Source organism: Pelomonas baiyunensis (assembly GCF_043555935.1).
GTDB lineage: Bacteria > Pseudomonadota > Gammaproteobacteria > Burkholderiales > Burkholderiaceae_C > Pelomonas > Pelomonas baiyunensis.
This window is the reverse complement of the sequence record NZ_JBIGIB010000007.1, coordinates 206,222-226,590: the sequence shown is the minus strand read 5'-3', so window position 1 is coordinate 226,590 and position 20,369 is coordinate 206,222. Positions and strand designations below refer to the sequence as shown.

Below are 20,369 nucleotides of genomic sequence, written 5' to 3'. Positions count from 1 at the left end.
CAGACGATCATGCGCCACGACCTCACCACCCTCAATCTCGTGCTGGCCATCGAGCAAACCCGCTCGATCACGCGCGGCGCCGCCCAGGAGCACCTGGCGTTGGCGGCCGCCAGCAAGCGCCTGTCCGACCTGGAAAGCCGCCTCGGCGTGCAGCTGTTCGAGCGCCGCGCGCGCGGCGTGGAGCCCACCGAGGCCGGCCGCGCCCTGGTGCGGCACATCCGCTCGCTGCATGCGTCGCTCTACGCCCTCGAAACCGAGGTCATGGAGTTCTCGCGCGGCATCAAGGGCCATCTGCGCATTGCCTCCAACACCAGCGCGATTGCTGAATGCCTGCCGCCGTATCTGGTGGAGTTCTCGCAAGCGCACGGCCAGATCCGCATCAGCCTGGAAGACTTGACCAGCGCCGAGGTGCAAGCCGCGGTGGCTGAAGGCCGGGCCGATGTGGGCGTGTTCACCGCGCCCGTGTTGGACAACCGCGTGCAGACCTGGGTGTTCGCCCGCGGCCGCCTGGCCGCGCTCGTGCCGCTGAAGCACCCGCTGGCCAACCGTGAAACCGTGAGCTTCGACGACCTGCTGGCGTATGACCTGATCGGGCTGCATGCCGGCGCCAGCGCGCAAGAGCTGATGCGCGAACAAGCCGCCGCACGCGGCAAGACACTGAACGCGCGTCTGCAAGTGCGCGGTTTTGACGGCATCGCCCAGCTTGTGGAGTCGGGCTTGGGCGTGGCCGTGTTGCCGGAGCAACCGGCCGAGCGATTCACTCGCGTCTTCGGCGTGCGCGCCCTGCGGCTGGAAGAGTCGTGGGCCGAGCGTGACTACTACCTGGGTGTGCTGCGCCAACAGCGCCTGCCGACCGTCGTGCAGCGCTTCGTGGACACCCTCATTCCTCGCGAAAAGCAATGACCTCTCGTACGCTTTACGACAAGCTCTGGGACGAGCATGTCGTGCACACCGAGCCCGATGGCACGGCGCTGCTCTACATCGACCGCCACCTCGTGCACGAAGTGACCAGCCCCCAAGCCTTTGAAGGCCTGGACTTGGCCGGCCGCAAGGTGTGGCGCCTTTCCGCCAACCTGGCGGTGAGCGACCACAACGTGCCCACCACCGACCGCAGCCAAGGCATCGCTGATCCGGTGTCCAAGCTGCAGGTCGACACGCTGGACGCCAACTGCGACCGCTTCGGCATCACGCAGTTCAAGATGAGTGACCGCCGCCAAGGCATCGTGCACGTCATCGGCCCGGAGCAGGGCGCCACGTTGCCCGGCATGACCGTGGTGTGCGGCGACAGCCACACCTCCACGCACGGCGCGTTCGGTGCGCTGGCGCACGGCATTGGCACCAGCGAGGTTGAGCACGTGCTCGCCACGCAGACGTTGTCGGCCAAGAAGGCCAAGAACCTGCTCGTCAAGGTGGACGGCCAGTGCGCCAAGGGCGTGGGCGCCAAGGACATCGTGCTGGCCATCATCGGAAAGATCGGCACCGCCGGCGGCACGGGCTACACCATCGAGTTCGCGGGCTCGGCCATCCGTGCGCTGAGCATGGAAGGCCGCATGACGGTGTGCAACATGGCCATCGAAGCCGGTGCGCGCGCTGGTCTGATCGCCGTGGACGACACGACCATCAACTACGTCAAGGGCCGCCCGTTCTCGCCGCAAGGCGTGGAGTGGGACCAGGCGGTGGCGTACTGGCGCACGCTGCACTCCGACGCCGGGGCGCATTTCGACAAGGTCGTTGAACTGGATGCGGCGCAGATCCGCCCACAGGTCACCTGGGGCACCTCGCCCGAGATGGTGCTGGCCATCGACGACCGCGTGCCCGACCCCGACAAGGAAAAGGACGCCGTCAAGCGCGGCGCCATCGAGCGCGCGCTGACCTACATGGCGCTGGAGCCCAACAAATCGCTCAGCGACATCCATGTCGACAAGGTGTTCATTGGTTCCTGCACCAACAGCCGCATCGAGGACATGCGTGAGGCTGCCGCCGTCGTGAAGCGCGTGGGCGGCCGCGTGGCCCGCAACATCAAGCTCGCGCTGATCGTGCCTGGCTCGGGTCTCGTGAAGGCGCAGGCCGAGGCCGAAGGCCTGGATCAGGTCTTCAAGGCCGCGGGCTTCGAGTGGCGCGAGCCGGGTTGCTCCATGTGCCTGGCGATGAACGCCGACCGGCTGGAGCCGGGCGAGCGCTGCGCCTCCACCAGCAACCGCAACTTCGAAGGCCGTCAGGGCGCGGGTGGCCGCACCCACCTGGTCAGCCCGGCCATGGCTGCTGCGGCCGCCATGACCGGCCATTTCGTCGACGTTCGAACCCTCGCCTGACATGGACAAGTTCACTCTCCACAAGGGCCTCGTGGCGCCCATGGACCGCGAGAACGTCGACACCGACGCGATCATCCCGAAGCAGTTCCTGAAGTCGATCAAGCGCTCGGGCTTCGGCCCCAACCTGTTCGATGAATGGCGCTACCTGGACCACGGCGAGCCGGGGCAAGACCCGGCCAGCCGCAAGCCCAACCCCGATTTCGTGCTGAACCAGCCGCGCTATGCGGGGGCCAGCGTGCTGATCGCCCGCGCCAATTTCGGCTGCGGCTCCAGCCGCGAGCACGCGCCCTGGGCGCTGCAGCAGTACGGCTTCCGCGCCATCCTGGCGCCGAGCTTCGCCGACATCTTCTTTAACAACTGCTTCAAGAACGGCTTGTTGCCGATCGTGCTGCCCGAGAGCGCCATCGCCCGGCTGTTCGATGAAGTTGCCGCCTTCCCGGGCTACCAGCTCACCGTTGACTTGCCGCGGCAGGTCGTCGTCAAGCCGGACGGCGCCGAGCTGCCCTTCGACATCGAACCCTTCCGCAAGGAGTGCCTGATCGGCGGCCTCGACGAGATCGGCCTGACGCTGCAGCACACCGACAAGATCCGCGCCTTTGAGGCAGCCCGTATTGCGGCCAAGCCCTGGCTGAACAACCGAGTGATTTGATGAAGAAGATTGCAGTTCTTCCCGGCGATGGGATCGGCCCAGAAATCATGGCCGAGGCCGTCAAGGTGTTGCAGGCGCTGGACCTGCCCCTCACGCTCGAATGGGCGGACGTGGGCGGCAAGGCCTATGAGACTAGCGGCCACCCGCTGCCCCCCGCCACGCTGAAGCTCGCCCAGGAGGCCGACGCCGTCCTGTTCGGCGCTGTCGGCGATTGGAAGTACGACAAGCTTGAGCGCGCGCTGCGCCCCGAGCAGGCCATCCTCGGCCTGCGCAAGGCCCTGGGCCTGTTCGCCAACTTCCGCCCGGCCATCTGTTATGAGCAGCTCACCCATGCCTCCTCGCTCAAGCCCGAGCTGGTGGCGGGGCTCGACATCCTCATCATCCGCGAGCTGACCGGCGACATCTACTTCGGCCAGCCGCGCGGCCGCCGCACGGCCGTGGATGGCCACTTCCCCGGCAGCGAGGAAGGCTTCGACACGATGCGCTACTCGCGCCCGGAGATCGAGCGCATTGCGCACGTGGCGTTCCAGGCCGCACAAAAGCGCAACAAGCGCCTGACCAGCGTCGACAAGGCCAACGTGCTGGAGACCTCCCAGCTGTGGAAGGACGTGGTCACCGAGGTGCACGCCCAGTACCCCGACGTGGCGCTGGACCACATGTACGTGGACAACGCGGCGATGCAACTCGTCAAGGCGCCCAAGAAGTTCGACGTCGTCGTGACCGGCAACATGTTTGGCGACATCCTGTCGGACGAAGCCGCGATGCTGACCGGCTCCATCGGCATGCTGCCCTCTGCGTCGCTGGACGCGAACAACAAGGGCCTCTACGAGCCCAGCCACGGCAGCGCGCCGGACATCGCTGGCCAGGGCATCGCCAACCCGCTGGCTACAATCTTGTCCGCTGCCATGATGCTCAAGTTCTCCCTCAACCTCCCCGACGCCGCCGCTCGCATTGAAGCCGCGGTGGAATCGGTGCTGGCCCAGGGCTTGCGCACGGCCGACATCTGGAGTGAAGGCACCTCGAAGGTTTCCACCATCGAGATGGGCGACGCTGTCGTCAAAGCCATCACGACCACCAAAACCATTAAGAGCTAAAGCTCCGTCTCGTCTCGCCCCCACCAGACCCGGCGAACGAGCCGGGGCCCAAAGTGGAAGGGGTTTGGTGAACGACAGACAAAGGAATTGAAGATGACGACCTTGGTAGGCCTCGTAGGCTGGCGCGGCATGGTGGGTTCGGTGCTCATGGAGCGCATGACCGCCGAGCGAGATTTCGACCTGATCGAGCCGCTGTTCTTCTCGACCTCCAACGCCGGCGGCGCCGCCCCGGCCCAGGCGAAGAACGAGAAGTCGCTGCAAAACGCGTTCGACATCGAGCAGCTCAAGCGCTGCGACATCATCATCACCGCCCAGGGCGGCGACTACACCACCGAGGTGTACCCCAAGCTGCGCGCGGCTGGCTGGAACGGCCACTGGATCGACGCCGCGTCCACGCTGCGGATGGCGGACGACGCCGTCATCATCCTGGACCCGGTCAATCGCCCCGTCATTGACCAGGCGCTCGCCAACGGCGGCAAGAACTGGATCGGCGGCAACTGCACCGTCAGCTGCATGCTGATGGGCGTTGGCGCGCTGTACAAGGCAGGCCTTGTGGAGTGGATGTCCACGCAGACCTATCAGGCGGCTTCCGGTGGTGGCGCCCAGCACATGCGCGAGCTGCTGACGCAGTACGGCACGCTGAATGCCGCAGTGAAGCCGCTGTTGGACGACCCGAAAAGCGCCATCCTCGAGATTGACCGCCAGGTCATCGCCAAGCAGCGTTCCCTGAGTGCGGACGAGACCGCCAACTTCGGCGTGCCGCTGGGCGGTTCGCTGATTCCCTGGATCGACAAGGACCTCGGCAACGGTCAGTCCAAGGAAGAGTGGAAGGGCATGGCCGAGACCAACAAGATCCTTGGCTCCGGCGCCATTCCCGTCGACGGCTTCTGCGTGCGTGTCGGCGCCATGCGCTGCCACAGCCAGGCCTTGACCTTCAAGCTGAAGAAGGACGTGCCCCTGGCCGACATCGAGGCCATGATCCGCGCCGACAACGAGTGGGTGCAGTACGTGCCGAACACGCGGGAAGACACGCTCAAGCACCTGACCCCGGTGGCCGTCACCGGCACGATGACCATCCCGGTCGGCCGCGTGCGCAAGCTGGCGATGGGCCCCGAGTACCTCGGCGCTTTCACCATCGGTGACCAACTGCTCTGGGGTGCCGCCGAGCCGCTGCGGCGCATGCTGCGCATCCTGATCGAGCGTTGACCTGACGCGTCAACGCAGCGAAACCGGGCCCCTCGGCAGCCGCCGAGGGGCCCGGTTTCACTTACGGTCTTTTACGTGTACACCTAGGGTTCACCCGGGCGTGGAAATGGAATCCGCGCGACACGTCAGGTATCGCGTGAGCATTTCCGCGTATATGCTTGATCCCGTTGTGTTTTCGATTTGAAACTCGACGCTAGCGACATCGTGCAAACCAGCTTTCAGACCCGGTTCGCGCCATGCGCGCTGAAGATCGAGACAGGCGGGCTCCGTTGGAGTTCCGCCTTGTTGCTTTGGGGAACGCCTTGAAAAACCACATCCGCGACGCACGCGATGGAGCCCGGGTCACGGGTTTTGCGCGCCATCACCTCGCCCTTGCCGCCGCATTGCTCGTGGCTGGCACCAGCGCCCAGGCTTTGGGTCTGGGCAAGCTCAGCGTGCAGTCGGCGCTGGGTGAAACCATGCGCGCCGAGATCGATGTCAGCAGCATCAGTGCCGAAGAGGCAGCAACGCTGCGGGTGCGGGTTGCGCCACCGGAGGCCTACCGCACCAGCGGCGTCGAATACAACCCGGTGCTGACCTCTGCGCAGGTGCAGGTCGTTCGCAACAACGGCCGTACGGTGCTGCGCGTCAGCAGTGACCGCTCGGTGCAGGAGCCGTTCGTCGACGTCATCCTTGAGCTGACCTGGGCCAGCGGCCGTTTGGTGCGTGAATACACGCTGCTGTTCGACCCGCCGGGCATGAACAAGCCCGCGCCGGCGGTGACGGCGGCTCCGGCCATTGCTGCGGCCACGTCGGAAGCGGTGCCTGCGCCCGCACCGTCGTCGGCCACGGCCTTGCCGCGTGCGCCGGCTCCCGCACCTGCCGCGCCGGTAGCGTCGGCTCGCGCTGCAGCCCCGGCGCCCGTGCCGGCCCCGGCGCCGGTGCGCCCGCCCGTGACTGCCGCGTCGGAGTACACGGTGCGTCCGGGTGACTCTCTGTCGCGCGTGGCCGGCAAGACGCAAGTCAGCGGCATCTCGCTGGACCAGATGCTGGTTGGTCTGTTCCGCAACAACCCAGACGCCTTCATCGACGGCAACATGAACCGCCTCAAGGCGGGCAGCACGTTGATGGTGCCGGGCAGCGAGGCGTTGGCCTCTGTGTCGGCGCCGGAGGCCCGCCAGATCATCCTGGCGCAAAGCGCTGACTTCTCGGCCTACCGCCAACGCCTGGCGTCCGCGGCGCCCACGCTGCAAACCGCGGAGAGCGAGCGCCAGTCCAAGGGGCAGGTGCAGGCGGCGGTGGAAGACCGCAAGCCGGCCGCAGCCCCGACGCCTGACAAGCTCACGCTGAGCAAGAGCAACAGCCCCGCCGCGAGCGCTGCAGAGGCCAAGGTGTCGAAGGACGCCGAGCGCAAGGATGCGGCCGCGCGCGTGGCCGAGTTGACCCGCAACGTGGAAGAGCTGAAGAAGCTGTCCAGCGCAGCGCGTCCTGCCCCTGCAGGCGCGTCGGCGCCGGCGCCTGAGGCGCCGCCGGTGGTCGCTGCACCGGCGCCGCTGGTGGCTGCTGCCGAGGTGGCTTCCGCGGCGCTGACGGCCTCGGCTCCGGCGGCTGCGGCCAGCGTCGCAGCGTCCAAGCCCGCTCCGCGCGCCAGCGCACCGTTGCCGCCACCCCCTGCGGCTGAGCCTCCGGGGTTCATCGAATCGCTGCTGGACAGCCCGGTCGTGCTGCCGCTGGCCGGGGTGCTGGTTGCGGTGTTGGGCGGCCTGGGCTTGTACCGGCTGCGCTCGCGCCGTCCGGCCAATGCGGCCGAGACCGGCTTCCACGAAAGCCGTTTGCAGCCCGACTCGTTCTTCGGCGGCACGGGCGGTCAGCGCGTGGACACTCGCGATGCGCAGAACAGCGGCCAGTCCAGCATGAGCTACTCGCTGAGCCAGCTCGATGCCATTGGTGACGTGGACCCGGTGGCCGAGGCAGATGTGTACTTGGCTTACGGCCGCGACCTGCAGGCCGAAGAAATCCTGAAGGAAGCCCTGCGTGCCAACCCGGCACGCCTGGCCATCCGACTGAAGCTGCTCGAGGTGTACGCCAAGCGGCGCGACACCAAGGGGTTCGAGCAGCTGGCGGTTCAGCTGTTTGCCGAAACCCGTGGAACCGGCGAAGACTGGGCCAAGGCGCAGGAGCTGGGGCGCGGTATCGATCCGGACAATCCGCTGTACCAGCCTGGCGGCGCGCCGTTGTTGAACGACGACGGCCCGGACCTGCGGCCTGAGCCCATGAACGCCAGCACCCTGCCGCAGACGGCGGTGCCGGCTGGTGCGCTGGCGGCTGCTGCTGCCATGGCGACAGACGCGATGCGCAGTGGTCCGGACACGGGCCCGGTGAGTGGTTTCGATCTCGCGCTGGACCTGGATCTGGATGCGCCGGAGCCGGTGTCGGCTGACCCGATGGCGGCCACCCAAGCCATGCCAGCTTCGGCGGAGCCGCTGCCGATGTCGATGGACTTCGATGTCTCCAGCCGTGGCACGCGCACCGCGCCGCCCGCGCCTGATTTGAGCTTCGACCTGGGCGCGTTGGATGCGCCTTCGTCCAAGCCGGCAACCGCATCGACGGACCTCGACTTCGACCTGGGTGAGCCGGCCGCTTCGGCGGAAAGCCCAGACCAACTGGCACAAGCGTTGGAGGCCCTGGGCGATGACGATGGCGATCCGCTGGTGCGCCAACTGGAGTTGGCTGACGAGTTCCGCCAGATCGGTGACACCGAAGGGGCCCGTGAAGTGCTGCAGGAGTTGCTGCAACGCGCGAGCGGTTCTCTGAAGGATCGCGCGCAAGCGATGCTGAACGAACTGCGTTGACGGCGGGGCCCTGGCCGGGCCGACAGCCGCGATACTGCAACGCCCGGCACTGCCGGGCGTTTTTTCTTGTTGAGGCGCGATGAGAGTTGCACTTGGGGTGAGCTACCGCGGTGGTGGCTACAACGGCTGGCAGAGCCAGCCCAATGGGCGCACGGTGCAGGATGCCCTGGAGAAGGGCTTGTCGGCCTTCGCGGCGCAGCCCATCCGAACCCTGTGCGCGGGGCGCACCGACACCGGCGTTCATGGCATCAACCAAGTGGTGCACTTCGACACCGACGTCGTGCGCGAGCCGTTTTCCTGGGTGCGTGGCAGCAATCGATACCTGCCGCCGGACATCGCCATTCAGTGGTGTCGGTTTCCCGGCGATGGGTTCCATGCGCGCAATTCCGCCCGCGGCCGCCGGTATGCCTACCTGTTGCTGGAGTCGGCGGTGCGGCCGGCCATCGAGTCCGGCCAGTGCGGTTGGATCTTCCGGCCGCTGGACCAAGCCGCGTTGGAAGCGGCGGCGCAGCGGCTGATCGGTGAGCATGACTTTTCATCGTTCCGCTCGTCCGAGTGCCAGGCGGCGTCTCCCATCAAACACCTGCGCGAAATTCGGGTGCAGCGTCGGGGTGACTACTGGCGATTCGAGTTTGAAGCGAGTGCGTTCTTGCACCACATGGTCCGCAACCTCATGGGCTGTTTGCTGGCGGTGGGAACGGGCACGCGGTCGCCGGACTGGGTCACCGAGGTGCTGGCCGCACGCGATCGCAAAGTTGCAGCGCCGACCTTCGCGCCCGATGGGCTTTATTTTTTGGGGCCGACCTACGACCCCGAGTTCGACATGCCGCAGCACGTGGCTGCACTGGATTGGCTCCCATGACCCGCATCAAGATTTGTGGCCTCACGCGTGAGGCCGATGTTGAAGCCGCCGTCGCAGCCGGCGCAGACGCCATCGGCTTTGTGTTCTATGCCAAGAGCCCGCGGGCGGTGACGCCGGAGCGCGCCGCGGTGCTGGCTCGCCTGCTGCCGGCCTTTGTGACTCCTGTGGGCTTGTTCGTGAACGCGACCGACGCGGAACTGCAGGCGGGCATGGCCGCGCTGCCGAACATGCTGGTTCAGTTCCACGGCGACGAATCCCCCGCCGACTGCGAGCGCGTGCGGCGCCCCTATCTGCGCGCCGCTGCCATGGTGCCGGGCTTTGACTTGGTAGACTTCAGCACTCGTTTTTCCAGCGCCCAAGGCATCCTGCTCGACGCTCCTGTCGCAGGCTATGGCGGTGGCGGCAAGGTCTTCGATTGGTCACTCATTCCACCAAACGCAGCCTCTCACCTCGTTTTGTCTGGTGGGTTGAATGCAGCAAACGTCGGCGATGGCATCGCCCGGGTGCGGCCGTGGGCCGTTGATGTGAGTTCCGGCGTCGAGGTGTCCAAGGGCATCAAGAGCGCCGATCTGATCCATGAGTTCTGCCGCGCGGTGAAGCGCGCCGATGCTGAACTCCTCCGCTAGGAAAAACCATGTTCCCGTACGACCAGCCCGACGCCACCGGGCACTTCCGCTCGTCCACTGGCCCCGCGTTCGGCGGCAGCTTTGTCTCTGAGACGCTGGTGCATGCGCTCGACCAGCTCAAGGATGCCTACGCGCACTACCGCAACGACCCCGCCTTCGTGGCCGAGTTCAAGAAAGAACTGGCGCACTTCGTCGGCCGTCCGAGTCCGATCTACCACGCGGAGCGGCTGAGCCGCGAGTTGGGTGGAGCGCAGATCTACCTCAAGCGCGAAGACCTCAACCACACCGGCGCGCACAAGATCAACAACGTCATCGGCCAGGCGCTGCTGGCCAAGCGCATGGGCAAGCCGCGGGTCATCGCTGAAACCGGTGCCGGCCAGCACGGCGTGGCCACGGCCACGATTTGTGCACGCTACGGCCTGGAGTGCGTGGTGTACATGGGCAGCGAGGACGTGAAGCGCCAGTCGCCCAACGTCTACCGCATGAAGCTGCTCGGGGCGACCGTGGTGCCCGTGGACAGCGGCAGCAAGACGTTGAAAGACGCGCTGAACGAAGCGATGCGCGACTGGGTGACCAACGTCGAGAACACCTTCTACATCATCGGCACGGTGGCCGGCCCGCACCCGTACCCGATGATGGTTCGGGACTTCCAACGCATCATTGGCGACGAATGCCTGGTGCAGATGCCCGAGATGACGGGGCGCCAACCGGACGCCGTGCTCGCGTGTGTAGGCGGCGGCAGCAATGCAATTGGCATCTTCTACCCCTACATCCCGCACGAGGCCACGCGCCTGATCGGTGTGGAGGCGGCGGGGGAGGGCATCGCCAGTGGCAAGCATGCGGCGACGCTGTCGGCCGGAAGTCCGGGCGTGCTGCACGGCAACCGCACCTACCTGCTGCAGGACGCGGATGGCCAGATCATCGAAACCCATTCCATCAGCGCTGGCCTGGACTATCCGGGCGTGGGGCCCGAGCACGCGCACCTGAAAGACATCGGCCGCGCCGAATACGTGGGTGTGACCGATGCGGAAGCGCTGGCGGCCTTCCACCACCTGTGCCGCACCGAGGGCATCATTCCGGCGCTGGAGTCCAGCCACGCGGTGGCCCATGCGATGAAGATCGCGCCGACCATGTCCCCGGATCAGATCCTCCTCGTGAATCTGTCGGGTCGGGGGGACAAGGACATCGGCACCGTGGCCGATCTGTCCAACGCGGACTTCTATTGCCGCCCGAGCTGCCGCGGCCAATCGGTCAAGGGCGGCGAGGCCGTCGTCCAATTGCCTGGAGACCGCGCATGAGCCGCATCGCCACCACCTTCGCCACGCTGAAGTCCCAAGGTCGCAAGGCGCTGATTCCGTTCGTCACCGCCGGTGACCCGCACCCGGCCGCCACGGTCGACCTTCTTCTGGCCATGGCGGAAGCAGGCGCCGACGTCATCGAACTGGGCGTGCCGTTTTCCGATCCGATGGCTGACGGCCCGGTCATCCAGCGTGCGGGTGAGCGAGCCTTGAAGCACGGCATCGGCCTTCGCCATGTGCTGACCTACGTTCGGGAGTTCCGTGCGCGCAACAACGCCACGCCCATCGTGCTGATGGGCTATGCCAACCCGGTGGAGCGCTACGGTTTGGATGCCTTTGTCGCAGACGCCGCGGCCGCGGGCGTGGATGGCGTGCTCATCGTCGACTACCCGCCGGAAGAGTGTGAAGAGTTCGCCGCCAAGTTGCGCGCCGCGAACATGGATGCGATCTTCCTGCTCGCGCCCACCTCCACCGAGGCCCGCATGGCGCAGGTGGGGCGGCTGGCCAGTGGCTATGTCTACTACGTTTCGCTCAAGGGCGTGACCGGAGCCGGTCACCTGAACACCGCTGCCGTGGCCGAGGCGGTGCCGCGCATTCGCCAGCACGTGAGCACGCCAGTGGGGGTGGGATTCGGCATCCGCGACGGTGCCACCGCCCGGGCGGTGGCCGACGTTTCGGACGCGGTCGTCATCGGCTCCAAGCTGGTGGAATTGCTGGAGCGCCAGCCGGTCGATAATGTCGCCTTGACCGGCGCGGCCTTCATCCGAGACATCCGCGCCGCACTCGACACAAAGGACTGACCATGAGTTGGCTCGACAAACTCCTCCCGCCCAAGATCCAGCAGGGTGACCCCGCCGACCGCCGCACGGTGCCGGAAGGCCTGTGGATCAAGTGCCCGAGCTGCGAGACGGTGCTCTACAAGACCGACCTCGAGCAAAACATCAACGTCTGCCCCAAGTGCAGCTTCCACCACCGCATCGGCGCCCGCGCGCGCCTGGATGCCTTCCTCGACGGTGAAGGCCGCTACGAGATCGGCCAGGAAGTGCTGCCCGTCGACGCCCTGAAGTTCAAGGACAGCAAGAAGTACCCGGACCGCCTGAAGGAAGCGCTGGAGAACACCGGCGAGACCGACGCGCTGATCGTCATGGGCGGCGCTGTGATGAGCGTTCCGGTCGTTGCGGCCTGCTTCGAGTTCGACTTCATGGGCGGCTCCATGGGCTCCGTGGTCGGCGAGCGCTTCGTGCGCGGCGTCGAGACCGCCATCGAGCAGAAGACGCCCTTCATCTGCTTCACCGCCACCGGCGGTGCCCGGATGCAGGAAGGCCTGCTGAGCCTGATGCAGATGGCCAAGACCAACGCGGCCCTGACCCGCCTGGCCAAAGCCAAGCTGCCTTACATCAGCGTGCTCACCGACCCGACCATGGGCGGTGTCTCGGCGTCGTTTGCTTTCGTGGGCGACATCGTGCTCGCCGAGCCCAAGGCGTTGATCGGCTTCGCCGGCCCGCGCGTCATCGAGAACACCGTGCGCGAGAAGCTGCCAGCCGGCTTCCAGCGTGCCGAATTCCTGATGGAGAAGGGGGCGGTCGACATGATCGTGGATCGCCGCCAACTGCGCGAAACCATCGCCCGCCAGCTCGCCATGCTGCAGCGCCAAAGCGCGGACGCGGTGGCCTGAGCTTCGTCGCGACAGTTCCAAGCCAGGCTTCGCGCCTGGCTTTTGTTTTTAGATGACCGCCATGACGCTTGACGACTGGCTCGCCCACTGCGAGCGCCTGCATCCCAAGACCATCGACATGACGCTGGACCGCGTCCAGGCAGTGAAAGAGCGATTGGGCATCGCCTTCGACTGCCCGACCGTGGTCGTGGCTGGCACCAACGGCAAGGGCTCGACCTGCGCCATGCTGGAGTCCATCGCCCTGCACGCCGGCTACCGGGTCGGCCTCTACATCAAGCCCCACCTGGTGCACTTCCAGGAGCGTTGCCGCGTGGGCGGCGCGCCGGTGGCGGCCGAGTCGCTGGAGCCTCATTTCGAGGCCGTCGAAGCTGCGCGCGGCGACATCACGCTGACCTACTTCGAGTTCACGACGCTCGCCATCATGCGGCGTCTGCAGCATGAGCCGCTGGACCTCGTCATCCTGGAGGTGGGCCTGGGCGGGCGGCTGGACGCCGTCAATGTGATCGATGCCGACTGCGCCGTCATCACCAGCATCGACCTGGACCACACCGAGTTCCTCGGCCCCGACCGCGAGAGCGTGGGCCGCGAGAAGGCCGGCATCATGCGCGTTGGTCGCCCGGTGGTGGTGAGCGACCCCATGCCTCCGGCGTCGCTGGCGCTGCGTGCCGAGGAGTTGAGCGCCGACCTGCGACAACTGAGCCGCGACTTCACCTTCAGCGGCGACCGAACCCAATGGCAATGGGCCGGCCGCAGCAAGCGGTACTCGGGCATGTCGTACCCGGCGCTGCGTGGCGTGAATCAACTGCTGAACGCGTCGGGTGTGCTGGCGGCGTTTGAGGCGCTGGCCGACCGCCTGCCCATCAGCGCCCAGGCCGTGCGCACGGGACTGGCCTTGGTGGAGTTGCCCGGCCGCTTCCAGGTGCTGGCCGGCCAGCCGGCCGTGGTGCTGGATGTGGCCCACAACCCGCACGCCGTCGCGGCACTCGCTCAGAACCTCGACCAAATGGGCTTCTTCCCCCGCACGCATGCCGTGTTCGGCGCCATGGCCGACAAGGACCTGGCCGGCATCCTGGAGCGCATCGCACCGCTGGTGGACCACTGGCACTTCACCGACCTGCCCATTCCCCGGGCTGCGACAGCGGCGCAGTTGCAGGCGGCCTTCCTGGCCTCGGGCTTGAAAACGCCGCCGGGCGTGAGCACCGCCACCCACGCCAACCCGCTCGACGCCCTGCATGCGGCAGCCGCCGACGCGACACCGGCCGATAGAATCTTGGTCTTCGGTTCCTTCTACACCGTGGGTGGCGTGCTTCAAGCCGGCCTGCCGCGCGTGACCGCCGGCCGCCCGGCGGAACAGCCTCCCACCCTCCACTGAAGTCAGCGACACCGCCGATGGGCCTGTTTTCCTTCCTCAAGCGCAGTGACGCCGACACGGCGCCCAAGAAGCCGGCCAAGTCTGGCGCGAAGTCGTCCGCCGCCGAAGATGTGCAGGTGTTGCGCATTCGGGCACGGCGCCGCCTGATCGGTGCCGCCGTGCTGGTGGCGGCCGGCGTGGTCGGGTTCCCGCTGGTGTTCGAGACCCAGCCGCGGCCGATCCCGGTGGACCTGCCCATCGACATCCCGCGCAAGGACAACGCGGCGCCTCTGGTTGTGCCGACGCGCGAGCCGCTTGCAGCGACCACCCCCGAGGCCAACGGCACCGCGACCGCCATGACCCCGCCGGTGACGCCGCCGGCTGCGGGCCCCAAGTCGAGCGACAAGCTGGCGGCAGCGTCCGCAGAGCTGCCGGTGGAAAAGGCGATGGACAAGGCCGCGGAGCCGCCGCCGGAGAAGGCAGCCAGCAAGGCGCCGGAGAGAGCCGCTGAGAAAGCTTCAGAGAGAGCTGCGGTCAAGCCGACTGAAAAGCCTGCGGACAAGCCGACGGCCAAGCCGGCCGAGCGCCCTCAGGACAAGCCGACGGTCAAGGTCGCCGAGAAACCGGCTGAGAAAGCCGCTGACAAGCCGGCCGAGAAAACCGTGGACAAGCCCAAGGCCGTTGCGACCGACGGCGCGCGGGCGCAAGCCCTGCTGGACGGACGCGAGCCCGCCGCTGCGCGCTACATCGTGCAGGTTGGCGCCTACGGCGAGAACAAGGCGGCGCAGGAAGTGCGCGGCAAGGTCGAAAAGCTCGGCCTCAAGACGTACGCCCAGGCGGTGGACACCGCCGATGGGCACCGCGTGCGTGTTCGCTTGGGCCCGTTCACGAGCCGTGACGAAGCCGAGCGTGCTGCGGCCAAGCTGAAGAGCGCCGGGCTGCCGGGTGCCATCCTGACCCTCTGACGGAGCACGCCGCATGGACGTCACGCTGAGCTGGGTCGACCTTGCGCTGGGGGCGCTGCTGCTGATTTCCATCGGCGTGGGACTGTGGCGCGGCCTGGTGTTCGAGGTGATGTCGCTGGCCGGGTGGTTGGTGGCTTACCTGGCTGCAGGACCGCTGTCGCCCTTGGTGGAGTCGCTGCTGCCGCAGCGTTGGACGGAGTCGCTCGGCCCGGCGGCGCTGCATTTCGTGTCGCTGGTGGCCAGCTTCGTGTTGGTGCTGATCGTGTGGAGCCTGGCATCGCGCCTGGTCAAAACGCTCATCCAGGCGTCGCCCCTGTCGGCGCTGGATCGGCTGGGCGGCGCTGGCTTTGGCACCCTGCGCGGCGTGTTGGTGGCACTGCTGCTGGTGTTGGTCATCGGGGCATCCCCCTTGGCGCAATCCGCCACGTGGCAGGCCTCCCGTGCGGTGCCCGTGCTGGCCGGTGTGCTGCAGGGGCTGGCGCCCTGGCTGCCCGATCCCGTTGCTCATTTCATTACCCGTTCGATGACCCCGTCGGACGAGGCCTCGACTGAATAAGGACTCCGCCATGTGTGGCATCGTCGGCACTCTCGCTGCATCCCCCGTCAATCAGCTGATCTACGACGCCTTGCTGCTGCTGCAGCATCGCGGCCAAGACGCGGCCGGCATCGTCACCATGCAAGGCCACAAGTGCTTCATGCACAAGGCCCGCGGCATGGTGCGCGACGTGTTCCGCACCCGCAACATGCGTGCGTTGCCGGGCAACATCGGCCTGGGTCAGGTGCGCTACCCCACTGCGGGCAATGCTTACAGTGAGGAAGAGGCGCAGCCCTTCTACGTGAACGCGCCGTTCGGCATCGTGCTGGTGCACAACGGCAACCTCACCAACGCCCACGCGTTGAAGGAGGAGTTGTTCGACATCGATCGCCGCCACATCAACACCGAGAGTGACACCGAGGTGTTGATTAACGTGCTGGCGCATGAACTGGAGTTGGCCGCGCGCGACCTGCCGCTGACGCCCAAGGAAATCTTCGCCGCGGTGCGTGCGGTGCAAAAGCGCATCAAGGGCAGCTATGGCGTCATCGCGCTGATTGCCGGTCAAGGCCTGCTCGCCTTCCGCGACCCGTACGGCATCCGTCCCCTGTGCTTTGGTCGTGCGCCGAACGGCGACTTCATGGTGGCCAGCGAAAGCGTGGCCCTCGAAGGCACGGGCCATCAGCTCGAGCGCGATGTGGCGCCGGGCGAGGCGCTCTTCGTGGACATGACCGGCAAAGTCCACACCGAGCAGTGCAACGACAACCCGTCGCTCAACCCCTGCATGTTCGAGTTCGTCTACCTCGCCCGCCCGGACTCGGTGATGGACGGCATTTCGGTGTACCAGGCTCGTTTGAACATGGGCGAGACGCTGGCGCAGCGTGTCATCTCCACGATGCCGCCCAGCGACATTGACGTGGTGATTCCCATCCCGGAAAGCAGCCGCCCGTCGGCCATGCAGTTGGCGCATCGCATCGGCAAGCCGTACCGCGAGGGGTTCGTCAAAAACCGCTATGTGGGCCGCACCTTCATCATGCCGGGGCAGGGCGCTCGCAAGAAGAGCGTGCGTCAGAAGCTCAATGCCATCTCGCTGGAGTTCAAGAACCGCAACGTGCTGTTGGTGGATGACTCCATCGTGCGCGGCACCACGTCGAAAGAGATCGTGCAGATGGCCCGCGAGGCCGGTGCGCGCAAGGTGTTTCTTGCGTCGGCCGCGCCCCCGGTGCGCTTCCCGAACGTGTATGGCATCGACATGCCGACCAAGGAAGAACTGATCGCCCATGGCCGCAGCATCGAGGAGATTCGCGCCTACATCGGTGCGGATGCGCTGATCTACCAAGACGTGGACGCCATGAAGCGCGTGGTAGCCGCGCTGCACCCCGGCCTGGCCGGTTTTGAAGCGAGTTGCTTCGATGGCCATTACGTGACCGGCGACGTCAGCCTGGAAGACTTTGCCGCGATGCGTGAGCAACGTGCGGCGCAAGGCGACGAGGAAGATGCGGCCGCCCGCAGCCGTCTGGCGCTGCAAAGCGGCAGCGAGGGCTGAGTGCATGAGCGAGCCGGCCCGTCGCCCCTTGCCACCGGGGTTGCGCCCCGAGACCCTTGCCGTTCGCACGGCGTTGGCGCCCAGCGCCCACGGCGAGAACTCCGAGGCCTTGTTCCTCACCACGGCCTACGTCCAGTCCGACGCCGAAACGTCGGCCCGCAAGTTTTCCAATTCGGAAGACTTCACCTACTCCCGCACCAGCAACCCCACGGTTCGCAGCCTGGAAGCGCGTCTGGCTGCGTTGGAAGGCACCGAGGCGGCCATCGCCACCTCGACCGGCATGAGCGCCATCCTGTTGCTCGCCATGGGCGTGCTGAAGGCCGGCGACCACGTGGTGTGCTCCCGTTCGGTGTTCGGCTCCACGATCAACCTCTTCGTCAAGGAGTTCGGCAAGTTCGGTGTTGAGACCAGCTTTGTCTCGCAAACCGACCTGGACGAGTGGCGCGCCGCAGTGCGCCCCAGCACGAAGCTGTTTTTCGCTGAAACGCCGACCAATCCGTTGACCGAGGTGTGCGACATCCGGGCTCTGGCGGACATCGCCCACGGCGCGGGGGCCATCTTGGCCGTCGACAACACCTACTCGACCCCGGCCCTGCAGCGCCCGGCGGACATGGGCGCCGACATCGTCATGCATTCCGCCACCAAGTACATGGATGGCCAGGGGCGGGTCATGGCGGGCGCTTTGTGCGGCCCGAACCGTTGGATCCGTGACGTGTTCGGCCCCATCCTGCGCACCGTGGGCATGACCTTGGCACCTTTCAACGCCTGGGTGGTGTTGAAGGGGCTGGAAACCATGAGCCTGCGCATGAAAGCCCAGAGTGAGCAGACGCTGGCGGTCGCGCGCTGGCTGGAGGCGCGGCCGGAAGTTGCGCGCGTCTACTACCCGGCGCTGCCCTCGCACCCCCAGCACGACCTGGCCATGCGCCAGCAATCGGGGCAGGGCGGGGCGGTGTTGTCCTTCGAGTTGAAGGGCGACACGCCGGAAGCCTCGCGGGCTGCCGCTTTCCACGTGATCGACAGCACCCAGGTCGTGTCGATTGCGACCAACCTGGGTGACACCAAAACCATCATCACCCACCCAGCGACCACCTCGCACGGGCGCTTGACTGAAGCTCAGCGTCAGGCGGCCGGCATCGGCCAGGGGTTGATTCGCCTGGCCGTCGGACTGGAGCATGTCGATGACATCTGCGACGACCTGGCCCGGGGCCTTTCTACATTGAAGAATTCATGAGTTCCTTCGACAAGATCCGCACGCGCATTGCGCCGTCTCCCACCGGGTTCCTGCACCTGGGCACTGCGCGAACGGCGCTCTACTCGTGGGCTTATGCCCGCCACCATGGCGGCGAGTTCGTGCTTCGAATCGAAGACACGGACGTGGCGCGCTCCACCCAGGACTCCGTCGACCAAATCATCGCGGCCATGAACTGGCTGGGCCTGAGCTATGACGAAGGCCCGGTCTACCAGATGCAGCGCCTGGATCGGTATCAGGCCGTCATTGAGCAACTGATCGCCGAAGGCAAGGCCTACCGCTGCTATGCGACGCCGGAAGACCTGGATGCCATGCGCGAGGCGCAGCGGGCCCGCGGTGAAAAGACCCTGTACGACCGCCGCTGGCGTCCCGAGCCCGGCAAGGTGCTGCCGGCACCGCCGGAGGGCGTCAAGCCGGTGGTTCGCTTCGCGAACCCCATCGAGGGCGACGTGACGTGGCACGACATCGTCAAGGGCCCGATCACGATCAACAACCGCGAGATTGACGATCTGATCATCGCGCGCCAGGACGGCGTGCCCACCTACAACTTCGCCGTCGTGGTCGATGACTGGGACATGCGGATCAGCCATGTGTTCCGTGGCGATGAGCACGTCAACAACACGCCGTGGCAGATCAACATCTTCCGCGCCCTCGGTGCACCGTTGCCGCAATTCGGCCATTTGCCCATCATCCTGGGCGATGACGGCCTGAAGCTGTCCAAGCGCCGTGGTGCAGTCAGCGTGATGGACTATGCCGACAGGGGCTACCTGCCTGAAGGCATGCTGAATTATTTGGCTCGCCTGGGCTGGAGCCATGGCGATGACGAGCTCTTCAGCGCCGAGCAAATGGTCGCTTGGTTCGACGGCAGCCATCTGTCGAAGAGCCCGGCCCAGTGGGACCCGGCCAAGTTGGACTGGGTCAATGCACATCACCTGAAGCAAGTCGAAGAAGGCCGGCTGGCCCAGCTGGTGGTGGATCAGTTGGCCCACCGCGGCGTGATCGCTGCAGCTTCGCAAGTGCAGAACAAGCTGGCGTTGTTCAAGGACCGCTGCGTCACGGTGGGCGACCTTGCCGATTGGTTGCGGATGTATTTCGAGCCCGTCGCCCCATCCGCGGAAGACCTCGCAACCCATGTCACTCCTGCGGTTCGCCCGGCTATTGCCACCTTTGCCGGCAAGTTGTCGGCCTTGGCAACCTGGGACAAGGCAGCCATTCAGCAGGCCTTGAAAGACACCTTGACCGAAAGCGGACTGAAGATGCCGCAATTGGCCATTCCCGTCCGTGTGTTGGTGTGTGGGCGCCCCCAGACGCCCAGCCTCGACGCGGTCCTCGAACACTTTGATCAGAAAAAAGTGGTCGAACTCTTGCAGGCACGCTGAAAATCGGTCTATACTCTCGTTCTCGCTTGAACAGCGCTGTTAACGAAGTCGCAAGACATTCGCTAGCACAGGGGGTATAGCTCAGCTGGGAGAGCGCTTGCATGGCATGCAAGAGGTCAGCGGTTCGATCCCGCTTACCTCCACCAAACAGAATATGAATGGTGGCGCGCAGTTCAAGTCGCGAAGGATTCGTCCCCTTCGTCTAGAGGCCTAGGACACCACCCTTTCACGGTGATTACAGGGGTTCGAATCCCCTAGGGGACGCCAAGTTTGATGAGCTTGGATATTGTTGATATACAATATCGAATTCATCCCACGCGGAGTGGTAGTTCAGTTGGTTAGAATACCGGCCTGTCACGCCGGGGGTCGCGGGTTCGAGCCCCGTCCACTCCGCCAAGTTTTGCATTGGTTCGCCAATGTGTAAGCGGCCACAAGTTGGCCGTTTGCATTTGTGTGTTGCCAGTCTGGGGGTATAGCTCAGCTGGGAGAGCGCTTGCATGGCATGCAAGAGGTCAGCGGTTCGATCCCGCTTACCTCCACCACTTCTGGTGGCACACAAGTTGTTTTTGTCCCCTTCGTCTAGAGGCCTAGGACACCACCCTTTCACGGTGATTACAGGGGTTCGAATCCCCTAGGGGACGCCAAGTTTGATGTGGCTTGAGTATTGATATTTCAATACTGAATACATCCCACGCGGAGTGGTAGTTCAGTTGGTTAGAATACCGGCCTGTCACGCCGGGGGTCGCGGGTTCGAGCCCCGTCCACTCCGCCATATTAAAAAGCCGAATCTCGCA

General features: G+C 65.9%; 17 protein-coding genes and 6 tRNA genes. All 23 read left to right on the top strand.

Annotated features, from left to right (window positions below; translation table 11 throughout):
- Nucleotides 1-9: 9 nt before the first annotated feature.
- The 23 genes from ACG01O_RS21355 to ACG01O_RS21245 all read left to right on the top strand — a co-directional run bounded on the left by ACG01O_RS21355 (nt 10) and on the right by ACG01O_RS21245 (nt 20,347).
- Nucleotides 10-903, top strand: a complete 894-nt coding sequence (locus ACG01O_RS21355) for a LysR family transcriptional regulator (protein ID WP_394387528.1) — start codon at nt 10-12, stop codon at nt 901-903.
- Entirely contained in the window at nt 900-2,312 is a 1,413-nt protein-coding gene (leuC, locus tag ACG01O_RS21350) for a 3-isopropylmalate dehydratase large subunit (RefSeq protein WP_394387526.1), read from the top strand. Before ACG01O_RS21355 ends, leuC begins: the two co-directional genes overlap by 4 nt.
- A 1-nt stretch (nt 2,313) precedes the next feature.
- Nucleotides 2,314-2,961 carry a 3-isopropylmalate dehydratase small subunit gene (gene leuD, locus ACG01O_RS21345; protein ID WP_394387525.1) on the top strand — a complete coding sequence of 216 codons (648 nt, stop codon included), beginning with the start codon at nt 2,314-2,316 and terminating at the stop codon, nt 2,959-2,961.
- Nucleotides 2,961-4,055 carry a 3-isopropylmalate dehydrogenase gene (gene leuB / locus ACG01O_RS21340; protein WP_394387523.1) on the top strand — a complete coding sequence of 365 codons (1,095 nt, stop codon included), beginning with the start codon at nt 2,961-2,963 and terminating at the stop codon, nt 4,053-4,055. Before leuD ends, leuB begins: the two co-directional genes overlap by 1 nt.
- Nucleotides 4,056-4,148: 93 nt before the next feature.
- The gene (gene asd / locus ACG01O_RS21335; RefSeq protein ID WP_394387521.1) at nt 4,149-5,261 is read left to right on the top strand and encodes an aspartate-semialdehyde dehydrogenase; all 1,113 of its coding nucleotides are present in this window, start codon (nt 4,149-4,151) and stop codon (nt 5,259-5,261) included.
- 302 nt (nt 5,262-5,563) lie between these two features.
- Nucleotides 5,564-8,092, top strand: a complete 2,529-nt coding sequence (locus ACG01O_RS21330) for a FimV/HubP family polar landmark protein (RefSeq protein WP_394387519.1) — start codon at nt 5,564-5,566, stop codon at nt 8,090-8,092.
- A gap of 79 nt (nt 8,093-8,171) precedes the next feature.
- Complete coding sequence (gene truA / locus ACG01O_RS21325; protein ID WP_394387517.1) at nt 8,172-8,954, top strand: tRNA pseudouridine(38-40) synthase TruA; 783 nt, start codon at nt 8,172-8,174, stop codon at nt 8,952-8,954.
- The gene (locus tag ACG01O_RS21320) at nt 8,951-9,580 is read left to right on the top strand and encodes a phosphoribosylanthranilate isomerase (protein ID WP_394387515.1); all 630 of its coding nucleotides are present in this window, start codon (nt 8,951-8,953) and stop codon (nt 9,578-9,580) included. Before truA ends, ACG01O_RS21320 begins: the two co-directional genes overlap by 4 nt.
- Before the next feature lie 8 nt (nt 9,581-9,588).
- A complete protein-coding gene (gene trpB, locus ACG01O_RS21315; protein ID WP_394387513.1) occupies nt 9,589-10,878 on the top strand; it encodes a tryptophan synthase subunit beta in 1,290 nt (429 codons plus the stop codon).
- Nucleotides 10,875-11,678, top strand: coding sequence for a tryptophan synthase subunit alpha (trpA, locus tag ACG01O_RS21310; protein ID WP_394387511.1), 804 nt, complete (start codon nt 10,875-10,877; stop codon nt 11,676-11,678). Before trpB ends, trpA begins: the two co-directional genes overlap by 4 nt.
- 2 nt (nt 11,679-11,680) lie before the next feature.
- Nucleotides 11,681-12,553: an acetyl-CoA carboxylase, carboxyltransferase subunit beta gene (gene accD, locus ACG01O_RS21305; RefSeq protein ID WP_394387509.1), complete on the top strand. Its 873-nt coding sequence runs from the start codon at nt 11,681-11,683 to the stop codon at nt 12,551-12,553.
- Between the two features lie 61 nt (nt 12,554-12,614).
- Nucleotides 12,615-13,925 (top strand): bifunctional tetrahydrofolate synthase/dihydrofolate synthase, encoded by a 1,311-nt coding sequence (gene folC, locus ACG01O_RS21300; protein WP_394387507.1) that lies wholly within the window; start codon nt 12,615-12,617, stop codon nt 13,923-13,925.
- A gap of 17 nt (nt 13,926-13,942) precedes the next feature.
- Nucleotides 13,943-14,869: an SPOR domain-containing protein gene (locus tag ACG01O_RS21295; protein WP_394387505.1), complete on the top strand. Its 927-nt coding sequence runs from the start codon at nt 13,943-13,945 to the stop codon at nt 14,867-14,869.
- Between the two features lie 13 nt (nt 14,870-14,882).
- Entirely contained in the window at nt 14,883-15,425 is a 543-nt protein-coding gene (locus tag ACG01O_RS21290; RefSeq protein ID WP_394387503.1) for a CvpA family protein, read from the top strand.
- 10 nt (nt 15,426-15,435) lie between these two features.
- Nucleotides 15,436-16,947: an amidophosphoribosyltransferase gene (gene purF, locus ACG01O_RS21285; RefSeq protein ID WP_394387501.1), complete on the top strand. Its 1,512-nt coding sequence runs from the start codon at nt 15,436-15,438 to the stop codon at nt 16,945-16,947.
- 4 nt (nt 16,948-16,951) lie between these two features.
- Nucleotides 16,952-18,178 (top strand): O-succinylhomoserine sulfhydrylase, encoded by a 1,227-nt coding sequence (locus tag ACG01O_RS21280; protein ID WP_394387499.1) that lies wholly within the window; start codon nt 16,952-16,954, stop codon nt 18,176-18,178.
- A complete protein-coding gene (gene gltX, locus ACG01O_RS21275) occupies nt 18,175-19,575 on the top strand; it encodes a glutamate--tRNA ligase (RefSeq protein ID WP_394387497.1) in 1,401 nt (466 codons plus the stop codon). Before ACG01O_RS21280 ends, gltX begins: the two co-directional genes overlap by 4 nt.
- Before the next feature lie 70 nt (nt 19,576-19,645).
- Nucleotides 19,646-19,721: transfer RNA gene (locus ACG01O_RS21270), tRNA-Ala, on the top strand.
- Between the two features lie 45 nt (nt 19,722-19,766).
- Nucleotides 19,767-19,842 (top strand) — tRNA-Glu (locus tag ACG01O_RS21265).
- Between the two features lie 52 nt (nt 19,843-19,894).
- Nucleotides 19,895-19,971 (top strand) — tRNA-Asp (locus ACG01O_RS21260).
- A 70-nt stretch (nt 19,972-20,041) separates the two neighbouring features.
- A tRNA-Ala gene (locus tag ACG01O_RS21255) sits at nt 20,042-20,117 on the top strand.
- A gap of 26 nt (nt 20,118-20,143) precedes the next feature.
- Nucleotides 20,144-20,219: transfer RNA gene (locus ACG01O_RS21250), tRNA-Glu, on the top strand.
- Nucleotides 20,220-20,270: 51 nt separating this feature from the next.
- Nucleotides 20,271-20,347 (top strand) — tRNA-Asp (locus ACG01O_RS21245).
- The last annotated feature ends 22 nt before the right edge of the window (nt 20,348-20,369 follow it).